18 protein-coding genes are annotated in these 22,699 nt (G+C 43.7%); 8 read left to right on the top strand and 10 right to left on the bottom strand.

Translation table 11 applies throughout. The annotated features are described in order from the left end of the window. Positions 1 to 49: 49 nt before the first annotated feature. From B6K83_RS00790 to B6K83_RS00780, 3 genes are read right to left on the bottom strand one after another with little or no spacing between them, the layout of a single operon-like run. Complete coding sequence (locus B6K83_RS00790; RefSeq protein ID WP_085282277.1) at positions 50 to 2,305, bottom strand: xanthine dehydrogenase family protein molybdopterin-binding subunit; 2,256 nt, start codon at positions 2,303 to 2,305, stop codon at positions 50 to 52. Positions 2,306 to 2,307: 2 nt separating this feature from the next. Next, positions 2,308 to 2,778 carry a (2Fe-2S)-binding protein gene (locus B6K83_RS00785; protein ID WP_085282275.1) on the bottom strand — a complete coding sequence of 157 codons (471 nt, stop codon included), beginning with the start codon at positions 2,776 to 2,778 and terminating at the stop codon, positions 2,308 to 2,310. Between the two features lie 39 nt (positions 2,779 to 2,817). Continuing rightward, on the bottom strand, positions 2,818 to 3,450 hold the full coding sequence (locus B6K83_RS00780; RefSeq protein WP_085282273.1) for a nucleotidyltransferase family protein: 633 nt from the start codon (positions 3,448 to 3,450) through the stop codon (positions 2,818 to 2,820). A 371-nt stretch (positions 3,451 to 3,821) separates the two neighbouring features. Between B6K83_RS00780 and B6K83_RS00775 the strand changes: the two genes are divergently transcribed. Both B6K83_RS00775 and B6K83_RS00770 read left to right on the top strand, forming a co-directional pair. Then, positions 3,822 to 6,230, top strand: coding sequence for a penicillin acylase family protein (locus B6K83_RS00775; protein WP_085282271.1), 2,409 nt, complete (start codon positions 3,822 to 3,824; stop codon positions 6,228 to 6,230). A gap of 9 nt (positions 6,231 to 6,239) precedes the next feature. After that, a complete protein-coding gene (locus B6K83_RS00770) occupies positions 6,240 to 6,623 on the top strand; it encodes an MAPEG family protein (RefSeq protein WP_085282269.1) in 384 nt (127 codons plus the stop codon). 20 nt (positions 6,624 to 6,643) lie between these two features. Here the strand turns inward: B6K83_RS00770 and B6K83_RS18265 are convergent, their stop codons facing one another. Further along, a complete protein-coding gene (locus B6K83_RS18265) occupies positions 6,644 to 6,781 on the bottom strand; it encodes a hypothetical protein (RefSeq protein ID WP_158088299.1) in 138 nt (45 codons plus the stop codon). Between the two features lie 112 nt (positions 6,782 to 6,893). On the opposite strand from B6K83_RS18265, the gene pheA reads away from it, so the two are divergent. After that, a complete protein-coding gene (gene pheA / locus B6K83_RS00765; protein WP_085282267.1) occupies positions 6,894 to 8,078 on the top strand; it encodes a prephenate dehydratase in 1,185 nt (394 codons plus the stop codon). A gap of 45 nt (positions 8,079 to 8,123) precedes the next feature. Here pheA and B6K83_RS00760 read toward each other — a convergent pair whose 3' ends face one another. From B6K83_RS00760 to B6K83_RS00750, 3 genes are all read right to left on the bottom strand, one after another. Continuing rightward, positions 8,124 to 8,579, bottom strand: a complete 456-nt coding sequence (locus B6K83_RS00760; RefSeq protein WP_085282265.1) for a hypothetical protein — start codon at positions 8,577 to 8,579, stop codon at positions 8,124 to 8,126. A gap of 185 nt (positions 8,580 to 8,764) precedes the next feature. After that, positions 8,765 to 11,866 carry an efflux RND transporter permease subunit gene (locus B6K83_RS00755; RefSeq protein ID WP_085282263.1) on the bottom strand — a complete coding sequence of 1,034 codons (3,102 nt, stop codon included), beginning with the start codon at positions 11,864 to 11,866 and terminating at the stop codon, positions 8,765 to 8,767. Positions 11,867 to 11,868: 2 nt separating this feature from the next. Continuing rightward, entirely contained in the window at positions 11,869 to 12,921 is a 1,053-nt protein-coding gene (locus B6K83_RS00750) for an efflux RND transporter periplasmic adaptor subunit (protein WP_085282261.1), read from the bottom strand. Between the two features lie 218 nt (positions 12,922 to 13,139). Between B6K83_RS00750 and B6K83_RS00745 the strand changes: the two genes are divergently transcribed. The 5 genes from B6K83_RS00745 (at position 13,140) to B6K83_RS00725 (ending at position 19,553) form a co-directional block, all read left to right on the top strand. Beyond that, complete coding sequence (locus tag B6K83_RS00745) at positions 13,140 to 13,877, top strand: DUF748 domain-containing protein (RefSeq protein ID WP_085282259.1); 738 nt, start codon at positions 13,140 to 13,142, stop codon at positions 13,875 to 13,877. Positions 13,878 to 13,959: 82 nt separating this feature from the next. Next, the gene (locus B6K83_RS00740) at positions 13,960 to 14,556 is read left to right on the top strand and encodes a hypothetical protein (RefSeq protein WP_085282257.1); all 597 of its coding nucleotides are present in this window, start codon (positions 13,960 to 13,962) and stop codon (positions 14,554 to 14,556) included. A gap of 86 nt (positions 14,557 to 14,642) precedes the next feature. Then, positions 14,643 to 16,163 carry a methyl-accepting chemotaxis protein gene (locus B6K83_RS00735; RefSeq protein WP_085282255.1) on the top strand — a complete coding sequence of 507 codons (1,521 nt, stop codon included), beginning with the start codon at positions 14,643 to 14,645 and terminating at the stop codon, positions 16,161 to 16,163. A 474-nt stretch (positions 16,164 to 16,637) separates the two neighbouring features. Then, positions 16,638 to 18,821 carry an adenosylcobalamin-dependent ribonucleoside-diphosphate reductase gene (locus tag B6K83_RS00730; RefSeq protein ID WP_085282253.1) on the top strand — a complete coding sequence of 728 codons (2,184 nt, stop codon included), beginning with the start codon at positions 16,638 to 16,640 and terminating at the stop codon, positions 18,819 to 18,821. Between the two features lie 45 nt (positions 18,822 to 18,866). Continuing rightward, on the top strand, positions 18,867 to 19,553 hold the full coding sequence (locus B6K83_RS00725; protein WP_085282251.1) for a TSCPD domain-containing protein: 687 nt from the start codon (positions 18,867 to 18,869) through the stop codon (positions 19,551 to 19,553). Positions 19,554 to 19,603: 50 nt separating this feature from the next. Here the strand turns inward: B6K83_RS00725 and B6K83_RS00720 are convergent, their stop codons facing one another. From B6K83_RS00720 to B6K83_RS00710, 3 genes are all read right to left on the bottom strand, one after another. Next, positions 19,604 to 20,077: a thioredoxin family protein gene (locus tag B6K83_RS00720; protein WP_085282249.1), complete on the bottom strand. Its 474-nt coding sequence runs from the start codon at positions 20,075 to 20,077 to the stop codon at positions 19,604 to 19,606. A 77-nt stretch (positions 20,078 to 20,154) separates the two neighbouring features. Beyond that, on the bottom strand, positions 20,155 to 21,297 hold the full coding sequence (tyrA, locus tag B6K83_RS00715) for a bifunctional chorismate mutase/prephenate dehydrogenase (protein WP_085282247.1): 1,143 nt from the start codon (positions 21,295 to 21,297) through the stop codon (positions 20,155 to 20,157). A 23-nt stretch (positions 21,298 to 21,320) separates the two neighbouring features. Beyond that, positions 21,321 to 22,439 (bottom strand): 3-deoxy-7-phosphoheptulonate synthase, encoded by a 1,119-nt coding sequence (locus B6K83_RS00710; protein ID WP_085282245.1) that lies wholly within the window; start codon positions 22,437 to 22,439, stop codon positions 21,321 to 21,323. Between the last annotated feature and the right edge of the window lie 260 nt (positions 22,440 to 22,699).

The raw sequence follows: 22,699 nt of genomic DNA, 5'->3' as shown, positions 1-22,699 counted from the left end.
CAGTCTATCAGGGTATCCGCATTAAATATTAATTTTTTTATTTAATAACTTAAACAATACCATATTGTTTCAAGGGTAGCTCTCGATAACGTTTGCCTGTGGCATTAAAAATGGCATTAGTGATAGCGGGTGCTATCGGTGGTACACCAGGCTCGCCTACGCCCCCTGGTGGTGCGTCACTGTCGATAATCTCGACATGCGTGGTTGGCGTGTCAGCATAACGCGCGATTTGATAATTATCAAAGTTACTTTGCTCTATTGCCCCATCTTTCGCACTTAACTCACTGTAAAAAGCTAATGATAAGCCAAAGATAGCTGCGCCCTCCATTTGTGAACGAATGCGCTCTGGATTAACCGCTAAACCACAATCTACGGCGATCCAAACATCAGTCACTTTAATTTTGCCTGCGCTGTCTTCCACCACTTCCACAACACAAGCAACATAACTGACAAAGCTTCGATGCATGGCGATACCTAAACCATGACCTTTTGCTCGCTTACGCTGCCAGTTGGCCATGGTGGCAACTTTTTCAATCACCGCTTTCATGCGGGCAGTATCAATCGGGAACTGCGCTAAACTTTCGCCGTAATTACCGTATTGGGCCTGTTGCTGTGATAAATCAATTTTCCGATCCGCACCAAGCATGGCAATGAGGTTGTCTTTACTATCCATGCCTCTGGCATTGGCAAGTTCGTCAACAAATGAACACAGGGCAAAGGCGTGATTGATATTGGTTACTGAGCGCATCCAGCCAATACGGGTATGTGCTGGCGCTTTACCAATACCACAACTGACATTGGCAATATCATAGGGCATATCGATCAAGCCTAGGTCGGCTTCTGAGCCAATTAAATCAGCGCCCTGACTAAAGGTTGACGCAATTGGCGGCTCGGCAGCGTGGTGCTGCCAAGCAGATACTTGGTTGTTCTCGTCAATACCGGCAACCAGCTTTTGGTAACTCACCGCATGATAATAGCCGTTTTGAATTTCATCTTCGCGACTCCACATTACTCGGATCGGCACCTGTAATTGCTTTGATAACAAGGCTGCTTCCACAATAAAATCAGGTTTAGATTTTCGACCAAAGCCACCACCTAGTAAGGTGACATTTATATTGACCTGCTCTGGGGCGACGCCAGTTATTTGCGCGACAGTCGCTTGTGCCGATTGCGGGGTTTGCGTGCAGGCCCAAATATCAAACACACCATCATGAAAGTGCGCTGCAGCCGCCGGTGGCTCCATAGGAACATGAATCAGCTCAGGTACATAATAAGCGCTAGTTATCACTTGTTTAGCTTCAGCTAAGGCTTTCCCAACATCACCTTTGCGACGAATAATTTTTGCCGGCTTGTCGCAACTTTCAGCCAAGGCTATTTTATAACTCGCACTGTTATAGCCACTATGGACACTGTCAGTCCACTCTATCGCTAAAGCAGCACGCCCCTGCATTGCCGCCCAAGTGTTTTTTGCGATCACAGCAACACCTCCTAAAGGCTTAAATACAGCTGGCTCGACTAAATCAGGCATTTGCACCACATCAATAACCCCAGTAATAGCTTTAGCCGCTTGAGCATTGTACGACTTAACTGTTGCCCCTAGCACTGGCGGTCTGGCGATCACGGCATATTGCATATTGTCGAGTTCAACATCAAAGCCATAAGTGGTGGCACCTGTGGCAATATTTTTACCATCGACTAAGGCAACGTTGGATTTGCCGATAAAATTGAAATCTTTTTTCGCTTTCAGTACTAAACTGGCGGTTTCAGGAACGGCGAGCTGACTGGCACGGGCCACTAAAGCAGAAAATGCTATGGTTTGGCCGGTATTTTTATGCACTATGGTGTTATTTTTCGCATAGGTTTCACTGACATCCACTTGCCATTGCTGGGCCGCTGCTTGTTGTAACATCATGCGCGCCGCAGCGCCGGCTTCTCGTAACGGTTGATAAAAACGCCTGACAGAGCGCGAACCATCTGTGTTTTGACTGCCATACTTTTTATCCCCTAGCCCTTGTACAACTTTTATTTGCTGCCAGTCGGCGCCAAGTTCGTCGGCTACTATCATGGGAATACTGGTTCTGATCCCTTGGCCCATTTCAGAGCGATGCACAACAATGCTAACAATGTTGTCGCTACCAATTTGCACATAGACATTAGGGGCAAACTGGCCAGTGTTGGTCACCGCTGCTAATGCCTTCGGGATAGTGAGCATAGACGGTAATTGCACGCCTAACACCAAGGCGCTTGAGCTGATGCCCAGTTTTTTTAAAAAGCCTCGGCGGCTGACATTTTCAATATATTTCATCTTCAGCTTCCTTTGATTTCTGTGGCTAAATCTGCGGCATGATGAATAGCGGCCTTGATTCTTTGATAAGTACCACAGCGACAAATATTGCCGCTCATGGCTTGCTCTATATCTTGGTCGCTAGGTTGTGCATTGCGCGCTAGCAATGCCACCGCCGACATAATTTGCCCTGACTGACAATAACCACATTGTGGCACATTTAAGCGTTGCCAAGCTTGTTGTACCACATGCTCACCTTGCGCTGACAATCCTTCAACGGTGGTGATATTTTGCTGCCCTACAGCCGACACTGGCGTGACACAAGAGCGAATGGGTTGACCATCTAAATGCACAGTACAAGCACCACATAAGCCCTTACCACAGCCATATTTGGTACCGGTATATTTTAAAATATCTCTCAATGCCCACAATAATGGCATGTCGCCGTCATCGTCAAATTGATGTTGTTTGCCATTAACCGATAAGGTGATCATGGTATTGCTTCCCTCTAAGTCATGTTAAAGTGATTCCAGTTATAGCGCCGTGCTATTACCGATTATTTTATGTAATTCATTTAGTTGTTCTGGTGTATCTAAATCGATAAAGGCATGGGCTAGTGGCACTTTTAATAATCTATTTTGATACTTTTTCAGTAATCGTTTCGCCCCTTGATGCCCCTGTAATTGTTGTAGTTGTGCAAAGTATTGCCGTGGAAAAATGACCGGCGGCCCTATGCTTTGCTGATCAGTACTGGCGTTAATATCTTGCGCAACAATAATAGTCGACGGGCACTGTTGCCAATATCGGGCCTGAGCCAGAAGATCGGCGCTTGTTAGTTGCCATTGATCCACTAACACTAACATAACTGCTGCACTGTTGGGCGCTAACGCTGCAACCCCTTTGGCTATCGATGACGCCATACCGCTTGACCATTGGCTATTAATAATAGTCTGAATTGGCAAATGGTCAATTTGCGCTTGTACCTGCTGTGCTTGAAACCCTAACACACAATACACAGCGCTCGTTAACGATAACGCCTGCTCGAGTTGGCGGGCAACTAAGGTTTTACCATTAATGGTAACTAATTGTTTCATTTGCCCTAACCGCGCTGACTGTCCTGCGGCAAGCACGATAATGGCAAGTTCTTCTTGCTGATAAATGGCCATCAAAATCTCTCTGTTGTGCGCTTTACTGCCCCAATTTTAGCTTGCGCTATTTTGGTCTTCATTGTCAAAGCAAGATCACAAGTCGATGAAAATAGCATTTTTCATGTTACTTTAGCGCTCGCAAAAAATTAAAACCCTAAGCAGCTTGCAGCGCTCGCCTTTAGCGACTTTCAACGTGTTCAACGCTGAGCTGATCAACTATCTTAATCAAGTATGACAATTGTTTAACTAAGAAAAGCTAAAAAGAATACGGTACTGATACAAAGAAATAATTCCCAAACGTAAAGACGTAGTCTATCTGATTAATCACCATTCAAAATTGAATATTTTTCAGGTACTCTAGCATATCGCTATGATGATATTACACACTTATGAGACACCTAAAACGTACGCTACTGAGTTTATTTTTTATTCTGCTTTTTATCCTTGCCACGTTTTTTACTTGGCTATATAGTCAAATTGACAGTGCCTTGCCACAACTAGAAGGCATGCGAACAATTTACGGCTTATCCAACAGCGCTACGGTAACCCGCGACCAACATGGCATCGCCACCATCAAGGCAGATAACCGTTTAGATGTTGCCGTAGCAACAGGCTTTGTTCATGCACAAGAGCGTTTTTTTCAAATGGATTTATTACGTCGTAATGCAGCAGGAGAGCTGGCGAGCTTATTTGGCGCCGCGGCAATCCAATACGACACTGATATACGTCGTCACCGCTTTCGAGATCGTGCTAGCACCATAGTCAAAAAACTCCCTCCCGCTGATGCTGCACTATTAAAAGCCTATACGCGCGGAGTAAACCAAGGCTTAAAATACTTAAAAGCTGCACCATTTGAATACTTATTACTGCGGCACGAGCCGGTGGAGTGGCAAGAAGAAGACACCATATTAGCCGTATTTAGCATGTACATTGACCTGCAACATCAAGACGGCAGACGCGAGCGAAGTTTAGGTTTATTACATGCTCTGTTGAGCCCAGAAGTATTTGCGTTTCTCAACCCAAAAGGCAGTCGATGGGATGCGGCCATAGATGACAGCACATTTTCGCCAGCACCAATGCCAAAAGCGGCTTGGCCTGCTGCGGCCGGTGCAGATATTACCGCAAGCGCCTTGGTCAAAACAGCCGCTAACCAGAGCACCTCAGCAAACTTAGCTACCCCAACAGACTTTCCCGGTTCAAATAACTGGGCGGTTGCCGGTAATATCAGTACAACCGGCAGCGCTATCGTGGCCAATGACATGCATTTAGGCATTCGAGTGCCAAATACTTGGTTTAGAGCCTCTTTTGAATATCAAAACCAGCAACAGCCTGTCAAAGTCACAGGTGCGACATTACCGGGAACGCCCAATATTATTGTCGGCAGTAATGGCAATATTGCTTGGGGCTTTACCAATAGCTACGGTGATTGGAGTGATGTGATTGTCTTAACAACCAACGCCGACAACAGTCAATATTTAACGCCAAGTGGTTATCAAAGCTTTATCGAACGCAAACAAATCATTGCCGTTAAAGATCAAGACGCGGTAAACATTAGCGTCAAAGAAACCATTTGGGGACCTGTGATAGGAAAAGATAATCAAGGTAACCTACTCGCCTTTCGTTGGATAGCGCATGAACAAGCGGCGGTGAATATGGTGATTAGCGAGTTTGAAACCGCAACCAGTGTTGAACAAGCCATCGCCATCGCGCCACGCGCAGGTATGCCAGCACAAAACTTAGTAGTGGGTGATAAGCAAGGCAATATTGGCTGGAGCATTATGGGGCCTATACCCGTGCGCAGCGCTTCGTTTGGCGATGTTCCAACATCATGGGCTAATGGAGAACACCAATGGCTTGGGCTATTACCCCCAGCACAATACCCAAAAGCTATTAACCCTAAAAATGCGCGCTTGTGGACCGCAAATTCGCGTGTGGTAGGTGGCAAAATGTTAGCGAAAATTGGTAATGGAGGCTACGCCATTGGCGCCCGTGCCACGCAAATCAAGCAAAGTTTGTATGCCAAGCCAACATTTGATGAACCAGCACTACTCGAGATTGCACTGGATGATCGCGCGCAGTTTTTAAGCCGTTGGCAAGACTTGCTGCTAACACAGTTACTCACTGATGACCTGCTAGCGCAAAACCCCCATTGGCAAGAGGTAAAAGAACTGCTTTATGATAAGCAGCTAACCGCCAGTACTGACTCGGTCGCTTATCGCTTAGTGCGAAACTTCCGTCTCAATGTTAAGCAGCAGGTGTTCGATATTTTTAATGAACATATGGCTAAGCTTGACCCAAGCTACAACTATAACAGTATCAGCCACCAATTAGAGACGCCTTTATGGCAGTTGGTCAATCAACAACCCGATAACTTTCTCTGGCGCGGCCATGATAGTTGGCCAGCCTTATTAAGCGCGAGCTTAAATACCACCTTAGCGCAAATGACAAAAAACGATAGTTTAGCAAACGCCACTTGGGGTAAACAAAATGTCAGTAAAATTCAACACCCGTTAAGTAAAGCGATCCCTTTTATTGGCTACTGGCTTGATATGCCAGCGGTTGAGTTAGCCGGCGACAGTTACATGCCAAGAGTGCAAGGACCGGCATTTGGCGCCTCACAACGTATGGTGGTGTCGCCCGGCCATGAAGAACGGGGTATATTTCATATGCCCACGAGCCAATCAGGCCATCCTTGGAGCCCATATTACCGGGCCGGGCATGAAAACTGGCTGACCGGACAAGCCTCGCCCTTCCTACCAGGTGAAAGTAAATACCAATTAACCTTATTAAATTACTAGGAGTGCAATATGACCACTTTAATCGTTTGCCTATTTATCGCCACCTTATTACCCATACTGGCAAAAGTCCCTGTGGCAATGAGCATGCACAGGCTTTCTGGTTACGATAATCATCATCCAAGAGCACAGCAAGCAAAATTAACCGGGATAGGCGCACGCGCGTTAGCAGCACACCAAAATGCCTTTGAATCGCTCGCTATTTTTGCCCCCGCTGTTTTGCTAGCAATCGCCACTAATAACACCGGCATAATGATCGAGCAGCTCGCCATTAGCCACGTCATTGCGCGCTTACTTTACCATGTTGCCTACATACTCGACTGGGCCTTGTTTCGCTCCTTTATTTGGGCGTTAGGTATGATCAGCGCGTTTAGTATTTTTGTGCTCTGTCTTTAGGGCCTGCTTAGCGGCTACCATCACAATAAAGCCGCAAATAAACGGTTGAACTCTTGCGTCAGGCTCGATAAAGTAAAGGCATGCAAACGATCAAGCCCTCTTTTATTTTTATCTCTTTTTTTCTCGCTATTTTTTGAGCGCGCTTTGGGTTTTGGCATTCACTAAAAAACCTCCTTTTCGGAGGTTTTTTAGTGTTAGTGGTTTCAATATCGTTATTGAAACACGGTACTTGCACGCAATACACACATGATAATTGACTAGGAAACCACGGTGAACCAAGCATTAGATCTCAATAAAATACGCGAAAAAATTACCGAACTCGACCAACAACTACTGACATTGTTTGCAGAACGTCGCGCCTTAACGTTAAATGTTGCAAAAAGCAAAGCGCAGCAAGTGCGTCCGGTACGAGACCAACAACGAGAGCAAGAGCTGTTGATCAGCCTGATCAACAAAGGCAAGGCTTTAGGGTTAGACGCACACTATGTTACCTGCATCTTCCAAACCATCATTGAAGACTCAGTGCTCAATCAACAGGCCTATTTGCAAACCTTAGCCAATCCAAACATGCAAGAGCCAACGGTCAGCGTTGCGTTTCTCGGTGCTAAAGGCTCCTATAGCTATTTAGCCAGCCACCGTTATTTTTCTCGACGGGCCGAGAAAATCATCGAACATGGCTGCCAAAGTTTTTATGACATTATGCAGCAAGTGGAGTCGGGCATGGTTGACTATGGCATGCTGCCCATTGAAAACACCAGCTCTGGCAGTATCAATGAAGTTTATGACATTTTACAACATACAAACTTGTCCATCGTGGGTGAAATAACTCAGCCAATTGAGCATTGCTTGTTAACGGCCGTGAATAGCCAATTAAGCAAAATACGCACTATTTACGCCCATGGCCAGCCGTTTGCACAATGTAGCAACTTCCTCGACAAGCAAAAAAATATTCGTATAGAATACTGTGAAAGCACTGCCGATGCCATGGCAAAAGTCTACCAATTACAAGATGACAGTGTGGCTGTTATTGGCAGTGAGGAAGGCGGTAGCTTATATCAATTGCACGCCCTTGAAAAATCGATTGCCAACCAAGTTGAAAACCATAGCCGCTTTATTTTAGTGGCGCGCAAGCCGATTGATGTTGCGGAGCAAATACCTGCAAAAACCACATTAATTATTGCTACAGGTCACAAGCCTGGCGCGCTAGTTGAGTGTTTAATGGTATTAAAGAATAAAGGCATTAACATGTGCAAGCTTGAGTCGCGCCCAATTCAAGGCCGACCATGGGAAGAAATGTTTTATATCGATGTAGAAGCCAACTTAAAGCATTTGGCATTACAAGAAGCGATCACTGAAATCACCGAGCAAACGCACTTTATTAAAATTCTAGGTTGCTACCCAATCGAGCACATCAGCCCCACCAATGTGCCAAGTAGCGCATTAGCAGACGCTTAAAAACCGCGTTAACACAGAGCAAGAATTTGTTCTGTGTTTATTTGCTTAAGTGTTAACGCGTTTACGGCTTTTATACGCCACAAAACCAAAGGTTAGCAATGCCAATAGAAACATACCAAAAGTAGACCCCCCTTGATCGGCGGCAATATCTTCGGGTGTTAACAGGGTTTCTGTCGCACTTTTTATTTCATAGCTTTGATAAAACTCACCATTAACAGGGCGCGCCAATAAGCTAACTTGCTTACCCAACAACGCTTGCGAGTCGTTACCGTTACAATAATCTGCTCGAAATTTTACACTCAAGTTAAAGGTATATGTTGAGTTATCTAAGGATAATGCAGCCGCACCTTTGTGTGGGCAATGTAATTTATAAATCATGCCTTCAAAACGTTGAATATCCGTTAATTCAGCAAACGGCTTATTATTAAATGCACTTTTAACGCCAACAAATAAAAAGAAACTCGCTAATATCAACAAGCTAATTTGGCCAAATTTATTCATATTCCTGCAATCCAAACCAAGGTAAAATTATCAATGCCAGTAAAACAGCTTTTATCCCCTTAGATATTATTTCAGATCATCTTTTCCACTATTAATACACTGCGCTAACCATGCCGAGCGTTAAGACGAGCTAGGTATACTGCAATAACGCTGACCGCCCTAGCTCTTCTTGATGAGGCAATTTGTTACCGGTTCTTTAATGCGGCTTGTTCTTGTTGTCGAGCAATTTCTTGACTAATGCGTTGCGGTGAGCCGGTATGGCGACACAACCAATAGTATGCACCCGGCACAATAAACAACGTAAAGATACTGGCAATCGATACGCCAGCAAAAATTACCACACCAATTACCATCCGACTTTCAGCGCCAGGGCCCACTGCTAATACCAGAGGTATAGCACTGGTTACCGTTGTAAATGTGGTCATCACAATTGGTCTTAAACGCTGGCGGGCAGCGGCAATTAATGCTTCTTCAAAACTATGACCTTTATCTCGCAATTGGTTGGCAAACTCAACAATCAAAATGCCGTTTTTAGCGGCCAGGCCAATTAACATCACAATGCCAATTTGGCTATAGATATTAAGACTCATCCCCATAAAGTTAAGGCCCACTAACGCCCCAACCAATGCTAGCGGCACGGTTAACATAATAACAAAAGGATGAATAAAGCTTTCAAATTGTGCTGACAACACCAAAAACGTGATCACTAACGCCAACGCAAAAATAAAGGCAATCGAGTTACCAGACTCTTGCAGTAATTGAGATTGCCCTTTGTAGGCAACTTGGGCCTCTTCCGGTAAGTTTTCCGTTACCGCAGTGTTTAAGAAATCTAAGGCATCGCCCAGTGCATAACCATTGGCTAAACTCGCGGTAATTGTGATACTGCGTAATCGATTAAAACGATTTAGTTGTGACGACGTCGCGTTTTCTTCAATGGTGATTAAATTTGATAGTGCCACTAACTGGCCGCTAACGGTTGAGCGGACAAAAATGTTATCGATATCTTTAGGGTTGGTAAAGTCACTTTTTTCGCCACGCACCACCACATAATATTCTTCACCACGTTCGACAAAGTTCGTCACCCGGCGCTGACCTAGCATGGTTTCTAATGTTCGGCCGATATCACCGACACTAACCCCAAGGTCAAAGGCGCGGCTATGATCGATTTTGACTAACAGTTGCGGGTAAGTTTCTTTATAGTCACTATCAATACTGTGCAGGTTGGGGTTTTCTTGCGCTTTAGCAATTATAATATCACGCCATTTAGCCAACTCTTCGTAGGTATTACCTTGTAAAACAAACGCCACCGGAGAGGCAGAGCCACCACCACTTAAACCACGACGCATCATGGCAAATGCTCTAACGTCAGTTACTTTCGAGAAGTCGGCATTAATTTTATCAATAAAGGCAAAGGTATCTATGATGCGATCTTTCCAAGCCGGCATTCCCACAATGGCAATACCGCCGGCACCACCAAAACCTGGCACACGCACTAATACTCGCTCTAGCTCACCTTCTGCTTGATAAGCTAATAATTTTTCTTCAATTTGTTGCATGTTTTTGACGTTATTTTCATAACTCGCGCCTTCAGCACCACGCATCATGACAAAGAAATTACCGCGATCTTCCTTGGGCGTATATTCAGACGGTAGCTGATTAAATAAGCCGTAAACTGAAAACAGTGATAACGCGATAACGAGCACCAACATAATTGGCTGATGAATACTGTGCTTTAAGGCGTTGGCATAGGCTGCTTCTAATTTGGCAAAGCCTTTATCTAGTTTTTGACCAAATGATGAGCCGCGCTTTTTATGCCTTAATAATTTTGAACACATCATAGGCGTGAGCGACAAGGCCGTTAAACTTGAGAAAATAACGGCCGCGGCAATAGCAATGGCAAACTCGGTAAATAAACGACCGACATTACCTGATAAGAAGATTAACGGCACAAATACCGCCACTAAAACTAAGGTGGTGGCGATCACAGCAAAGGCAACTTCGCGACCACCTTCATAGGCGGCTAACAATGGCGTTTGACCACGCTCAATGCGACGATAAATATTTTCTAATACCACAATCGCATCATCAACTACCAAACCTATGGCTAAAACCAAAGCCAACAAGGTGAGTAAGTTAATAGAAAAACCAAACCAAGACAGCACCATCATAGAGCCAATCAAAGCAACCGGTACTGTCACCGCAGGTATTAGCGTTGCTCTGACATTGCCTAAAAACAAGAAGATCACTAACACCACCATCAACATGGCTATACCTAAGGTGTTATAAACTTCATCTATCGAGCCTTGAATAAATACTGACGAGTCATAACTATTGGTGATAGTTGTCCCTTGAGGTAAGCCACTGCGAATAGCCATCATTTCTTTGCGAGCTGACCTGACCACTTCTAAGGTATTGGCTTTTGATTGCTTGATTATGCCAAGCCCCACCATGTTTTTACCATTACCGCGAAAGAGGTTTTCTTCATCTTCGGCTGTCATGGCAACTTTTGCAACATCACCTAGGTAAACCAGTGATTTATCATCATTACGCGCGATTACCATAGTCGCAAAGTCGTTTTCGGTTAAGTAACTACGCTCAACGCGAATCGAAAAATCTCGGTCGATTGACTCGACTTTACCTGCGGGTAACTCAACATTCTCAGCCCGCAGCGTGCGCTCAATGTCATTCACCGTTACACCGCGTGCTGCCATAGCTTGACGGTTTAACAGTACCTTCATGGCATAAGTTCTACCGCCACCAACACGCACTCGTGCCACGCCGTCGACCACAGAAAATCGGTCAACAATATAACGTTCGGCGTAGTCTGTTAATTGTAGTGTTGTCATAGTGTCACTTTGTAACACAAACCAAGCAATGGCATTCTCATCATCGTTGGCTTTAAAGACTTCTGGCGGATCAGCTTGCTCGGGTAGGTTATTTAACGCCCGCGAAACCCGATCTCTAACATCATTAGTGGCCGCGTCAATGTCGCGGTCAAGTTCAAACTCAATAGAGATATTGGAGCGTCCGACACGACTCGTTGAGTTGATGGATTTAACGCCTTCAATGCCGCTTATTCTATCTTCTAGCAGTTGCGTCACTTTACTTTCAACTATTGCTGCCGACGCACCCGGATAAGAGGTATTGATACTTACCACGGGGGGATCTATATCCGGGTACTCACGCAATGGCAACGTTAAAAAGGCAACGATTCCGAAGGTGATTAACAGTAAGTTAATAACAGTTGCGAATACCGGACGTTTGACGGAAAGATCGGATAATATCACGGTTACTCTCCTAGCACGTTAACTGCTGTGCCATCGCGCAATTTCAACGCCCCTTCAACCACCACTTCAGTGCCCACGTCAACACCACTAAGTACTTCAACAAAGCCTAGATGGCGACGACCGATTTCAATTTCTTTTTGCAATGCTTTTTCTTGCTCAATTACAAAGACAAAATGCTTATCTTCAATTGGGATGACGGCACTTTCTGGTAATTGCATTATTTGTTCTATATTGCGCACAACCTGCAAGTTTAACAACATACCTGCACGCAGCTTAAGCTCTGCATTTGGAATTTCTGCACGAACTTTTAGGGTCCGAGTCATGGCATCAATACGAGAGTCTATTGAGGTAATTTTACCAATAAAGACTTGCTTGGCATAAGCGGTATTTGTTGCTTCAATGGTTTGACCTACAGCTACAGTCGTTAGGTAACGTTCAGGTACCGAAAAATCAACTTTGATAACGCTCAGATCATCTAAACTGGTAATCACATCACCGACATTAACAAATGCACCTAGGCTAATTTCCCGAAAGCCTAATACGCCGGCAAAAGGCGCTTTAATAATAAATTCATCGTATTTTATTTTTGCCATCAGCAGTTGCGCCGCAATAGCTTTGGTTTTTGCATCTTGTTGGTCAACTAAAGACTTGGAGGTGGCTTTTTTCGCATATAAATCTTGAAAGCGATTAAGCTGCGCTACTGATTCCGCTAGATTTGCTTGTAGCTCTTTAACTTTTGCCGCTTCTTCTTCGCTATTAAGGCGCACTAAAATATCGCCTTTTTTTACCGATTGACCATCTTGAAATGAGATTTCATCTACCAAGTCAGAGTACTTGCTGGTAATAAATACTTGCTCATTAGCGCGAGAGGTTCCTATGGCTTCTACCGCATCTTTAAACTCAGCTAAGGCAATTTTCACTGTTTTTACTGAAACTATACGCTGCCTTTTCTCTTGCGCTGTTATTGCTTGTGGCCACTGTAAATAGACGATTAAAGCGACTAATAAACTTACAAGGATAAATAAGGGTAAACGGCGACTTATAGCGACGGGCATAAAAAACTCTCTAAATTATCAAAATTATAGGGTATAACTATAACCTAGTTAGTTTTTAGGCTCGATACAACTTAGCGTATGATTTGTGACTTTGGTCGCAAATGATAACCATAATTAACGTGGTGATTATTAAAATATAATTTAGCTAAACACCCACAAAGTGATACAGTATCTCGGCTTAGATATCTCTTCATTTTTACTTTTTAAGGATTGAACTTGTGAAAATTATTGCAGCAATTATCGTGATTTTATTAATACTTTCTGGTGGTGCACTTTGGTTTTTGGCCGGTGGCTCACTGAATGACTATGTTAAAAGCCAAATTGAAAGCCAAGGTAGCCGAATTACTGAACAAAGCGTTTCTGTAAAAGCGGTTGATATCAAATTGAGCAGCGGTGCCGGTAGTATTTTAGGGGTTAATTTAACTAACCCTAGTACTTACAGCCAAAAACACGCCTTCGTTTTAGACGAAATTACCCTCGACATCAACCTACAAAGTTTAACCTCATCGCCTATCATCATTGATGCCATTGTCATTAAGTCGCCACAAGCCTTTGTGCAATTTACCCAAGCCGGTGGTTCAAATATTCAAGATATTTTAGATGCCATTGAGCGCAATAGCCCTAAAGCCGATCAACAAATTGCCGATAACAGCAATAACGCAGAAGAACCTAAGATACGCGTTAGCAAACTTATTTTAGCCGGCACCGCATTAACGATTGATTTAAGTGCCTTTGGCAATAAAGCCCATAGTGCTACCCTAGCCGATATCAGCTTAACAAATATCGGTGGCGAGGCGGGTTTACCTGCGAGCCAATTAGGCAGCGCCATTGTTAAGCAAGCGCTGGCTAAAATTTGGCAACAAGCGAAAGCGACACAAAAACAAAAATTAACCGATGAAGCAAAAGATAAACTAAAAGAAAAAGCGAAAAAGAAATTAACTGAGTTATTTGGTTAACTGTAAAGTTGGCTAATAAAAAATATAAGCCAGTTACTGTGTTGGCGCTGTCATTAAAATAATAATCAAAGGACACTTTGTCATGAAAGTCATTAGTCGATTAAAACCTCTCATCATTATCGGCACTTTGTTGTCGTCTAGTAGTGCCCTGGCTTATCAATTTGAAATTAGTGCCATGCTTGGTCAAATGTACAGCTCTGATCTCTTAGCGAGTGACGACAGTAGTATCAGTGTTGACTCAGGAACCAATATTGCGCTTGGCGTTGCATGGCAAAAAAATCACAATGGTCAAGGACAAATACTGCTCAACCGTGTCAGCCATGACTTTAGCGGTGAAGATAATAGCAAGGGCGCTATTGACATTACCTATGCCCACTTCAATGGTGTAGCACTGTTTCGACAACAAAACTATGTCACCACCATGAGCTTGGGACTCGGTGGAGCTTATTTTGATAGCGAGCAAGGAAATCAAGAACTTTATCCTTCAGCCAGTATCGCCTTTGGCACCCGTTATGAAGTCGCGCAGAATGTCGCCATAGTCACCGAATTGCGTGCCTATGCCACTTTAGTTGATAACGATGATGCCATGTTTTGCCAACAAGATGTTTGTCATGCTGCTTTTGATAATTCATTGTGGTTTGATAGCGCCATTACGCTCGGTATAGCGATAAAATACTAACTGCTCACCTACGTTTTAGCTAACTACAGTAACATTGGCAGCGCGTAAAAATATTATGCAGCCCACTGATTTGACCGAGGAATGTTATGGCTTCGCCAGCACAACAACTAATTTCTATAACCGATATTGACGGTCGGTATAACTATATTAATAACGCCTTTGCCGAGGTATTAACAATTGCGCCGGCACTGAACAGTGATATTTATCAGCAGGACTATTTTCACCCTGAAATGCCACAGTGCATTATTGACGAAATTGCCGCCACCCTAAATAAGGGCTTATCTTGGCAAGGTCTGATCAGATATAAAAGCAAACATAATGATAATATTTGGCTTGATACTTTTATAACACCACAATATCAAGACGGTAAAATTAATGGTCACCAAGCGGTTGCGACCCCAGCATCAAGCAAACTGATTGCTCGCGCTGAAGCCGTTTATCAAGCGCTCAATAATGGTAATTTTTGGGCAAACCTTGAGATCACAAAAAATCATAAATTTGCTTTTTTACTTTTGATCAGTGCCATTGTCCAATATTTTATATTCAGCCGCTTTGGTATCTACCATTCAATCGTGGCTGCTTTATGTGCTGCCACGCCTATTGCCGTATTTTGGCAAGACATTATCCCCACTGCTAGGCGCGCTCAGCGTATGCAGTCTTATTATGATTCACCGTCTCGTAAAGTCTATTTTGGCACAGGTACTGCAAGTATATTCGACTTTAACTTTGCCATGTTAAAAGCAAAGCTTCGGGCCATTATCGAGCGCACCTTAGATACGGCGAAACCGATTAGTACAGTCATGAACAACGTGAGCTCAGGTATTGAGTCCACGCGCACCAACTTAACGAGCCAACAAGAAGCTGTTGCACAATTAAGTCAGGCCATGCACGAAATGCAAACCACCACCACAGATATTTCTGCTAATGTGGCAACCGCAGCTGGTGATTTAGATAATACCTTTGGTCAATGTGAACAAGCACAACAAGGCATTTTTGCAACCTCAGATAAAATTAAAGCGCTTGCCAATGACATTGACCAAGCATCAACGTCTGCCGATAGCTTAACGCAGTCAGCTAATAACGTTAGTAGCTTAATGGAAGAAATACAATCGATAGCAGATCAAACTAACTTATTGGCACTAAATGCGGCGATTGAAGCAGCGCGGGCTGGTGAACATGGGCGAGGCTTTGCCGTAGTAGCTGATGAAGTACGCAGCCTTTCATCGCGCACACAAGACGCTGCAGAAAAAATACATCAACGGTTGTCGGTTATGATAGAAACCATAGAGCAATGGGTCAGTGTGATGTTAAAAAATAAGGGCGAAGCACAACAATGTGTAGACATTGCAGAAAGTTCTAATCAAAAAATTGCTGAGGTTGTTGACCGCGTGCAAAGAGTGGCCAGTGCTGCAAATCAAATTGCCACCGCAACCGAACAGCAAAATCTAACCTCTGGTAGTATTAATGAGCATGTTCAAGAAGTGCAACAGGCCATTGAACGTACTTGGACGCAAACCGATTTGGTGAATAAAGAAATGCTGGTACTTGCCCGCAGCGTTAATGATATTTCTAATGTTGCCAGCACCTTTATTGCGCCAAATAAATAACCCGCCTTAACTAAGTGCGAACTGATCGCACTTAGCCAGATGCGCTATCAAGCTTATGGCACTGTGCTTGATGGCGCTATGTTAATCTTAATCAAGTCAATTTTGCTAATACACGATCCGGTATCTAAGAGCACAAACCTGTGCATTAATCTGCTGTAAATGCCCAACGTTTATCAGCGCAATTTTCTGCCATTTAGAGCGCTAAACTGATAAAAGTCATTAAAGACTGGCCACCCACTAAAGCATTATTGCGCAACTGTCTAGGCTCTGCTGCAACAGCGGGCAAGCAACCCAGAAAATAACGACACCAACCCGCTGATGACAAAAATCACTTACAATAGCCAAGCCCACAAAACACTATATATTGTGCCTTAACTTGATCTAGATCGGCACATATTGATTATCTACTTGTGTGCATCTAGGTTTTTCCTATCATAAACGCATCACTAACTCGATAATAACAATAAGCCTATTATGACCACAGAAGATATTAGTACTGCCTGCGACAATACACAGCAAGATAACACACAGCATCAATTGCCTCTACAAGCGGCGTCCTACGATATTTGGAATAAAAAATATCGCTTAAAAGATAAACATGGCACTAGCCAAGAAGACTCAGTGCGCGCCAGCTTCAAACGCGTTGCCAAAGCGCTAGCCGCCATTGAGACAAAAGATCAATCACAATGGCAAGACAAGTTTCTTTGGGCCATGGAATCTGGTGCCTATCCAGCTGGTCGTATTATTTCCAATGCTGGTGCTGAGCAGTTTAAACCCGCAACTTCCACCATCAATTGCACGGTTTCGGGTACCATTGAAGACTCCATGACCGGCATTTTGCACCGAGTTCATCAGGCCGGGCTGACCTTAAAAGCTGGCTGTGGTATTGGCTATGAATTTTCCACCTTAAGACCTAGCGGTGCTTATGTTGCCGGTGCAGGAGCCACCACCTCAGGCCCGCTTTCCTTTATGGATATATATGACAAAATGTGTTTTACCGTCAGCTCAGCCGGTGGACGACGCGGCGCGCAAATGGGCGTATTTGATATTTCACACCCTGATGTTAAAGACTTTATTCTTGCCAAGCGAGAAGACGGCCGCTTGCGCCAGTTTAATTTATCATTATTGATCAGCGACGACTTTATTGGTGCGGTAAAAAGTAACCGTGATTGGCCGCTAACCTTTCCGTTAACCCTGACTGAAGTTAACGCTGATAAGATAAACTTAGACGACAGCAGCCAAGTGATTTTTAAAGACAATCATTATTCCAACGACTTCATTAAACAACACGATTATATACTGAATCAGCAAGGACAAATTGCCTGTAAAATTTATCAGCATATTCCAGCTCAACGACTTTGGGATATGATCATGACCAATACCTTCGACTATGCCGAGCCAGGCTTTATTTTAATTGATCACGCCAATGACATGAATAACAACTGGTTTTGTGAGCAATTGCGCGCTAGCAATCCCTGTGGCGAACAAATATTGCCACCCCATGGTGCTTGTTTATTGGGTTCGATCAATTTAGTGAAATTTGTTAAACAAGCATTTACCAGCAGCGCTAGCTTTGACTGGGAAAAATTTAAACAAGTGATCCGTATATTTACCCGCATGCTAGATAATGTGGTGGAAATTAATGGCCTACCTTTAGCTGAGCAACGCCAAGAAATTGCCAGCAAACGCCGCCACGGCATGGGCTACTTAGGCTTAGGCTCAGCACTAACCATGCTAAAACTGCCTTATAACAGCCCCGAGGCCATTGCCTTTACCGAGCAAGTGTCAAAAGTGTTAGCCATTACCGGTTGGCAAGAAGCGCTAGCACTGGCGAAAGAAAAAGGCCCTGCGCCCATTCTTAAACAAAGCTTTAATGTCGATCAAGCCATGCTAAACAAGCGACCTGAAATGGTCAAAGATGGCTTTAAAGTCGGCGACAGTGTTAAAGGCTCGGTATTGCACGCGAAATACAGTCGCTATATGCAAAGAATAGCTCAAGAGCAACCCGAGTTAGTCAAGCAATTAGCAAAAGTGGGCGCGCGCTTTACCCATCACAGCTCTATCGCCCCCACAGGCACCTTAGCGTTAAGCTTAGGAAATAATGTTTCCAATGGCATAGAGCCCAGCTTTGCGCATGAATATCAACGCAATATTATTCGTGCCGGCAAAAAATCAAAAGAGTCTGTGTCTGTTGTCAGCTATGAGTTGTTAGCTTATCGTGCTTACATCAATGCCGATGCCCAAGCCTATGCCACTGAGGGCGAGCATCAACTGCCCAACTACTTTACTGTCAGCGATACCATCAGCCCACAAGCCCATGTTGATATTCAAGCCGCAGCACAATATTGGGTTGATTCTTCTATCTCAAAAACCATTAATATTCCCAGCGATTTTTGCTATGAAAAGTTTAAAGATATATACCTTTATGCTTACGACAAAGGCCTCAAAGGCTGCACAACGTTTCGCTTTAATCCCGAGGTTCACCAAGGTGTGCTGGTCAAAGAAACCGACCTAGAAAAAGTAGAATATGAGTTCACGCTGGAAGATGGCAGCACAGTGACCGCCAAAGGTAATGAAGAAATACGTTATGACGGCGAGGTCCATAGTGCCGCTAACTTGCACGACGCCTTAAAAGAAGGCTACTACGGCAAGCTATAACTCACAAACTAATACCAACAAATGATCACCACGGAAGTAACGACTATGAAAGAAATAACTCAGCGTATTAGCGCGGCAAAAGTAAAACCGATCGCTAGCGCCGCACCAGAGAAAAACACCACTGACAGTGATGTTGCGGTCAATTTAACCGAAAAAACCCAACGCCCAGAAATGCTAGTCGGCTCAACGTATAAAATCAAACCGCCGGTTTCAGATCATGCTTTATATATTACCGTCAATGATATTTTGCTAAACCCAGGCACAGCAAAAGAAGTTCGACGGCCCTTTGAAGTATTTGTAAACTCAAAAAATATGGAGTTTTACGCTTGGGTAGTAGCGCTAACCCGCGTCATTTCAGCGGTATTTCGCAAAGGTGGTGATTGCACGTTTTTGGTGGAAGAGCTTAAAGCCGTGTTTGATCCTAAAGGGGGGTATTACCAACCAGGTACCGGTATTTTTATGCCATCGGTTGTTGCTGATATTGGTCATGTCATTGAAACCCATTTAAAAACCTTAGACATGTTACCCAGTAATGAAATTGACGCTCACCAACAAGCCTACTTGCAACAGAAAAAACAAGCAGCGATGGCCTCCAGTAAACAAGGCAAGCAAGCCGATAGCCTAAACTTTCCGGATACGGCGCTCAGTTGCAAAAAGTGCCACCAAAAAGCGGTGCTATTACTTGACGGCTGTGCAACTTGCTTAAACTGCGGTGACTCAAAGTGCGGCTAAGCAAAATCAGCGCAACGGCTGTTTGCTTAGCTAGCACTTTTGAAACCGTATTAAAGCATCTTAGAAATATCAGTGATTAACGAATCGGTTGGCCGTTCGATAATACGGCCAATTTCTTTATTTTCTCGGTAGACAATAAAGGTGGGTGTAAATTGCACCTGCTGATGTTTCGCCGCGCCGCTGGGCTCAGACTTATTTCGGTCTAGGGCGATCAAACGATGAGAAAGTCGTGAGTTTTCTGCCAATATTTTTAAAAATTTCGGCACCTCACGCTTACTGTCATGACACCAAGTGGCAAAATATATATCAATATGCAAGTTATCAGGCCAGCGACTGACGGCAACACGTTGCGACTTGGATAATTGAAAACTTTGGTAGCCTTGACTAAAGGCATGATATTTTGTCAATAAATGCTGTTGTTTTAGTTCACCAATGGCAATTGCACCGTGCAGTTCTTGACTATTAGCGCAAATGGCTAAGGGTAAACAAAACGCGCCTAATACACGCCGCCATAATACTTTCATCTGCTGCCTTTTTAAATTGAATAATTTTTAAGCCTAATAAATCAACAGCCCTTAAACTACAACGCTACTGCTTTGAGTTAATGTTTCTTTAACTGATCCGCTTTAATCAACATCGCCTTGCTTTCTTGTAAGAAAATATCAGCATAATCACCAAACCAGTGCGCTACCTGAGAAAACATTTCGGTAAATGCCGCTTTATCACCGAGTTGCACGTCTTCAAGTAATTCTAGAAAACGATAGGCAAAGCGCTTCATCATAGCAATATTGTCTTGATTAGCAAAAATAATATCAGTATACAACTCGGGGCTTTGCGCAAACAGTCGCCCAACCATAACCAACTCAAGACGATAAATAGGCGAGCTCATTTCTACTAATTGGGCAATATCTGCACCTTCGGTCATTAAATGATAACCATAGGCAATAGTGGAAAAGTGACGCATGACTTGTACCATTGCCATGGCTTGATCATGCGTGTCTGCCGCCACCGGATGAATTTTTGCGCCCCAAACTTGAAATTGCTCTAAAAGCCAATGATAACGTTCAGGAAAGCGACCTTCACAAGCGATTATGGTTTGTTTGACTAAGCCCGTTACATCTGGGCCGAACATGGGATGCAAACCAAGTACAGGGCCGGCATGAATTTTCATCATTTCATAGAGTGGCCCCGCTTTGATACTGGTAACATCAGCTAAGATACAATCGTCAGGCAAAGCGGTTAATTGTTGAATAACTTGTGTAGTTAGTCGAATAGGCACGGCCACTAACACCACACTCGCGTTGGCTAAAATAGCACCACTATTTGGCCAATCATCAGGCCCCAGCGTCTCAACCTGATAACCCGAGCGATGAAATAAATCGCCAAATATGCGACCTAATTGACCGTCGCCGCCTATGATCACCACTTTATTACAGCGCGGGTTTACACACCGGTAGCCACTGGCATCTTGACTTATATAAGAGTCTTGCATCAAGCGTCGTAAGATATCTTCAATCAACTCTGGCGAAAGCCCAACGTCAATCGCTTGCTGACGCCTGACAGCGAGCAGTTTAGCTTCCCGATCCGGTGCAAAAATCGGCATACCCTCTTCACTTTTAAGTAAACCCACTTTAGTTGTTGCCGCACGACGCTTCGCTAATAACTGCACAAGCTGATGATCAATATCATCTATCTCATCGCGCAATAACGAGAGCTTTTCTTGGAAACTTGATTTATTGCTCATGGCTAATAGTTTATTCCTTATTGCTAACTTGGTGTATTAACACGTTGTGTTAACGCATGGGCAAGCTTAGTGTTGGCGGTGGCAATCAGCTCTGCTGTGGTATCAAAATCGATACAAGCATCGGTCACAGAGACACCGTACTCAAGTTGCTCAACAGGTAAATCAGCACTTTGATTACCCGCATTAATATTACTCTCTAACATTATACCTATAATACTTTTATTCCCTTCACATATTTGATTAAAAACATTGTCGGCAACTAAGGGTTGACGACGATAGTCTTTATTAGAGTTACCATGTGAACAATCAACGACTATCCCTGGCTCTAAGCCCTGTTTTGCAAGCTCTTGCTCACATACAGCGACATTAACTGAATCATAATTGGGTTGCTTACCACCGCGTAAAATTACATGGCCGTCAGGGTTACCGGAGGTTTTGATCAATGCCACTTGCCCTTGACGGTTAATGCCCATAAAACGATGTGAAGACGCCGCAGATTGTAAGGCGTTTATTGCCACTCCTAAACCACCATTAGTGCCGTTTTTAAAGCCTATCGGCATTGACAAGCCGCTGGCCATTTCACGATGGGTTTGAGATTCAGTGGTGCGGGCCCCTATCGCTGACCAACTAAACAACTCGGCTAAATATTGTGGACTAATGGGATCCAGTGCTTCTGTCGCCAGTGGCAAGCCAAGCTCAGTTAAATAAATTAAGAGTTCACGGGCTTTACGTAAACCACTTTCAACATCAAATGAACCATCCATATGTGGGTCGTTAATAAGTCCTTTCCACCCGACTGTAGTGCGTGGCTTTTCAAAATAGACTCGCATGACTATGTATAAACTATCTTGGTATTGATCATGTAAAGCTTTTAACTGGCGGGCATAAGCTTTAGCTGCGTCAACATCATGCACAGAACACGGGCCCGCAATCACTAATAAGCGATGATCTTTTTTGTGGATAATATTAGCGATTATTTGTCGGGCATCTCTGACAAAAACACGACCGGCTTCAGGCAATGGTAGCTCAGCTCTTAGGGCTTCGGGTGTAATTAACACATCCTCAGCGTTGACATGAATATCGTTTAATCGGCTTTTTGGCTTTACAGCGTTAGTTGACGCAGTAGGGGTATTATTTGACATGGGCTTTCCTGAAATAGAGCTATAAATTTAAATTGTTACAGTAGAATAATTAATGAGCAATTTGCCAATAAGCAAAGTGCTAGACGAGTGACTAGCTAAAGTATGGGAGGTAATAATATCGATAGTGACGTTTGTGCATTATTGTAAATTTCTTTCTGTAAAAATATGTTTACTTGTTTCGTATTAAATATCTTACACGATAATTTATTCAGGTACAGCTTTAAGCGTAAGTTTTTTTCAATAAAAAAGCGCCTGTTGGC

The organism is Colwellia chukchiensis, assembly GCF_002104455.1.
Taxonomy (GTDB): Bacteria; Pseudomonadota; Gammaproteobacteria; order Enterobacterales; family Alteromonadaceae; genus Cognaticolwellia; species Cognaticolwellia chukchiensis.
Note: the sequence above shows the minus strand (reverse complement) of the source record. Positions and strands in the feature narration are given on the sequence as shown.